Origin of the sequence: Intrasporangium sp. (genome assembly GCF_039812505.1) — a bacterium.
GTDB lineage: Bacteria > Actinomycetota > Actinomycetes > Actinomycetales > Dermatophilaceae > Intrasporangium_A.
In genome coordinates this window covers 1-3,631 of record NZ_JBDIAQ010000232.1, presented here as the reverse complement: position 1 = coordinate 3,631, position 3,631 = coordinate 1, and the positions used below count along the sequence as shown (strand labels likewise).

Sequence of the window (3,631 nt, the reverse complement as noted above, 5' to 3'; positions counted from 1 at the left end):
CACCTCGATCTCCTCGGGCTGGGCGATCGTCAGGGTGACGCCCGGGGCCGCCGTCCGGAACGCGCTGATGACCGGCGCGAGAGGGTCACCGATGAGCGCCGGGAGCATGGCGAGATCCAGCTTTCCGGCCCTGACGCCGACGACGTCCTGGACGGCCGCCCGTGCCGTCGACAGGGTGCGCATGACCTGCCGGGCCGGCAGCACCAGTGCCGTTCCGGCCGCGGTCAGCCGGACGCCGCGGTGCAGCCGGACGAACAGCGGCGCGCCGAGCTCTCGCTCCAGCTCCCTGATGGCCTGGGACAGGGACGGTTGCGCCAGGTACAGCGCCGCCGCCGCGGCAGTGAAGCTGCCGTGCTCGACGACGGCCAGGAAGTACTCGACGTGGCGACGTTCCACCGCGTCATTCTAGCCAGCGATAGGCAGCGCCTATGGCTCCCATCGTGGGATGACTCCTGCACAGCCGCCGGCGCGGCTGGTTACCTGTGGGCATGGCAACGGAGCTCACCCTGCTGGGGACCGCCGGGGGTCCGACCCCGCGTGGCTACCGGCGCGCACCCGCACAGGTCGTCTCGGTCGACGGAGGGTCGTACGTCGTGGACTGCGGCAACGGCGTGACCGACCAGCTCGTGCGCGCCGGCCGGCCACTGGGCTCGCTCCGCGCGGTCTTCGTCACCCACCACCACTCGGACCACGTCGCCGACGTCGGCACCCTCCTCTGGCTCGCCTGGTCGGCCCTGCGGGAGCCGGTCCACGTGTTCGGGCCACCGCCGCTGGCCGAGGCCATCGGGCACTTCCTCGCGATGGCCCGGTACGACATCGACCTGCGCGTCAGCGACGAGGGCCGGGTCCCGCTCGACGAGCTGATCGAGGTCCACGAGATCACCGAGGAAGGCATCGTGTACGCCGACGACACGGTCACCGTGCACACCGCCCGGGTCGACCATCCCCCGGTGGACCACGCCCTGGCCTACCGACTCGACACGGCCGACCGGTCGATCACGATCTCCGGCGACACCCGTCCCTGCGACGCCCTGGTCGAGCTGGCCCGGGGCAGCGACGTGCTCGTACACGAGGTGCTCCACGAACCGGCGATCGGCGACATCGTCGCGGCCCACGCCGGCACCACGATCCGCGAGCACCTGCTGGCCAGCCACACGCTCTCGGACGAGGTCGGCGAGATCGCGAGACGTGCCGACGTCCGCACGCTCGTGCTCAGTCACTTCGTCCCGTCCGACGCCACGGTCGACGACGACACGTGGCGCGACCACGCCGCCCGCGACTTCGACGGGACCGTCGTCGTCGGCCACGACCTGCTCACCATCTGAAAGGCGGAGCGATGCATCGACCATCAGCGGCCCTCCTGGCAGCCTCGGCCCTGCTCGCCACGGCGGCTCTCACCGGGTGCACCTACGCGAGCAGGCAGCCCACGGCGGCAGCGACGAGCGGACCGACCGAGACCACCGGGGTCGACCTGTCGACCCTCAAGCCCGGGGCGGCGGCCGCGCTCGTTCCTGCCGCGGCGAAGACCAAGGGAACCCTCACGGTCGCCACCAGCGCGACCTTCCCACCGTTCGAGTTCATCGGCCAGGACGGCCACACGATCGTGGGGTTCGATGCGGACATGGCCGCGGGGATCGCCGCCAAGATGGGGCTGAAGGTCTCGATGATCAACACCGGCTTCGAGACGATCCTGGTGGGTATCGACAGCGGCAAGCAGGACATGGCCATGTCCGGCCTGGCCATCACGCCCGAGCGGGGCAAGGTCGTGGACTTCGTGGCCTACCTCTTCGGCGGCACCGGGCTGGGCGTGCCGAAGGGCAACCCCCAGCAGCTGAGCATGGACCCGATGACGCTGTGCGGACACTCCGTCGGAGCCCCGAAGGGCTCCCTGCAGGGCATCGAGTTCCTGCCCAAGTTCTCCGACGAGTGCGTGGCCAACGGCAAGAAGCCCATCAACGTCCTGCTCTACCCGTCCCAGAACGAGGCCAACCTCGCGGTCGTCAGCGGCCGGTCGGACGCCGTCATGGCGCCCGCCACGCCGATGAACTACGAGTTCCGTCGCAGCAACATCGCCATGGAGCTCGCCCCGGGCAAGCCCTACAAGCCGGTGCAGGTCGGGATCGCGATGGCCAACGAGTCCCCGCTCGCACCGGCGGTGTCGAAGGCCGTCCAGGAGCTGGTCGCCGACGGGACCATGCAGCAGCTCATGCACACGTGGGACATACCCGAGACAGCGCTCGACCCTGACGCAGGAGAGATCATCCGATGATGACAGGCAAGACAGCCCTGACCGAGACCACGGAGCACGGCGCACAGCCGACCGTCGTCCCCCGCCGCCATCCCGGTCGCTGGGTGAGCGCCGTCGTCGTCCTCCTGCTCGCCGCGCTCCTGCTGAGGTCGGTGTTCAGCAACGAGAACTTCCAGTGGGACGTCGTCGGGCTCTACCTGCGCGATGTCGAGATCGGCCAGGGCGTCTGGCTCACCCTGTGGCTGACCGTGGTCGCCATGGTGATCGGCATCGTCCTGGGCATCATCCTCGCAATCATGCGGCTCTCGCCGAACCCGGTGGTGCGCAGCGGCGCATTCACCTTCGTGTCCTTCTTCCGAGGCACCCCGGTACTGGTGCAGCTGCTGTTCTGGTACAACTTCGCGGCCCTCTACCCGGTCATCACCATGGGCCTGCCCGGGGTGCACGTGAACACCAACCAGCTGATCACTCCGCTTGCGGCGGCCATCCTCGGGCTCGGCCTCAACGAAGCCGCCTACATGTCAGAGATCGTCCGGGCCGGGATCATCTCGGTGGACCACGGACAGCACGAAGCGGCCGGCGCGCTGGGCCTGACCCCCTTCCAGACCATGCGCCGGGTCATTCTGCCGCAGGCCATGCGGGTGATCGTGCCGCCGACAGGCAACCAGGTCATCGGGATGCTCAAGGCCACCTCGCTCGTTTCGGTGCTCGCCGTGCCGGACCTGCTCTACTCCGCGCAGCTGATCTACTCGCGCACCTTCCAGCCCATCCCGCTGCTGATCATCGCCAGCATCTGGTACCTGGTCGTGACCACGATCCTGACCATCGGCCAGTTCTACGTCGAGCGCTACTTCGCCCGGGGGAGCCGGGTCCTGCCCCCCACGCCAATGCAACGGTTCAAGGCATCCATCGCCAAGCTCACCCCGTCCGCGACAGGAGCGCAGTCATGACAACCCCGGACACGCAACGCGGCTCGGCACGGGCGGACACCCCGATGCTCCGGGCCGAGGGCGTACGCAAGTCGTTCGGCCGGCTCGAGGTGCTCAAGGGCGTCGACCTGACCATCGACCGCGGCGAGGTGGTGTGCATGATCGGGCCGTCCGGCTCGGGCAAGAGCACCTTCCTGCGGTGCATCAACCACCTGGAACGCAACGACGGGGGCCGGATCTGGGTGGACGGACAGGTGGTCGGCTACGACGAGCGAGGCGGCAGGCTGCACGAGCTGTCCGAGGCGGAGATCTGTCGCCGACGGGTGAAGATCGGCATGGTCTTCCAGCACTTCAACCTGTTCCCGCACATGACCGTGCTGGAGAACCTCATCGAGGCCCCCCGGCGCGCGCTGAAGCAGCCCAAGGCGGCGGCCACCGAGCGCGCCCTCGAGCT

At 69.1% G+C, this 3,631-nt stretch carries 5 protein-coding genes; 4 read left to right on the top strand and 1 reads right to left on the bottom strand.

The window, feature by feature from the left end; genetic code table 11:
- A partial coding sequence (locus WMI84_RS17470; protein ID WP_347355051.1) for a LysR family transcriptional regulator occupies positions 1-396 on the bottom strand: 396 nt, incomplete at its 3' end.
- Between the two features lie 92 nt (positions 397-488).
- Between WMI84_RS17470 and WMI84_RS17465 the strand changes: the two genes are divergently transcribed.
- The 4 genes from WMI84_RS17465 to WMI84_RS17450 form a co-directional block, all read left to right on the top strand.
- Entirely contained in the window at positions 489-1,325 is an 837-nt protein-coding gene (locus WMI84_RS17465; RefSeq protein WP_347355050.1) for an MBL fold metallo-hydrolase, read from the top strand.
- Positions 1,326-1,336: 11 nt separating this feature from the next.
- Positions 1,337-2,269, top strand: coding sequence for an ABC transporter substrate-binding protein (locus tag WMI84_RS17460; RefSeq protein ID WP_347355049.1), 933 nt, complete (start codon positions 1,337-1,339; stop codon positions 2,267-2,269).
- Positions 2,269-3,198: an amino acid ABC transporter permease gene (locus WMI84_RS17455; RefSeq protein ID WP_347355048.1), complete on the top strand. Its 930-nt coding sequence runs from the start codon at positions 2,269-2,271 to the stop codon at positions 3,196-3,198. The genes WMI84_RS17460 and WMI84_RS17455 overlap by 1 nt, the downstream gene beginning before the upstream one ends.
- On the top strand, positions 3,195-3,631 hold a 437-nt coding region (locus tag WMI84_RS17450), incomplete at its 3' end, for an ATP-binding cassette domain-containing protein (protein WP_347355047.1). The genes WMI84_RS17455 and WMI84_RS17450, both read left to right, overlap by 4 nt.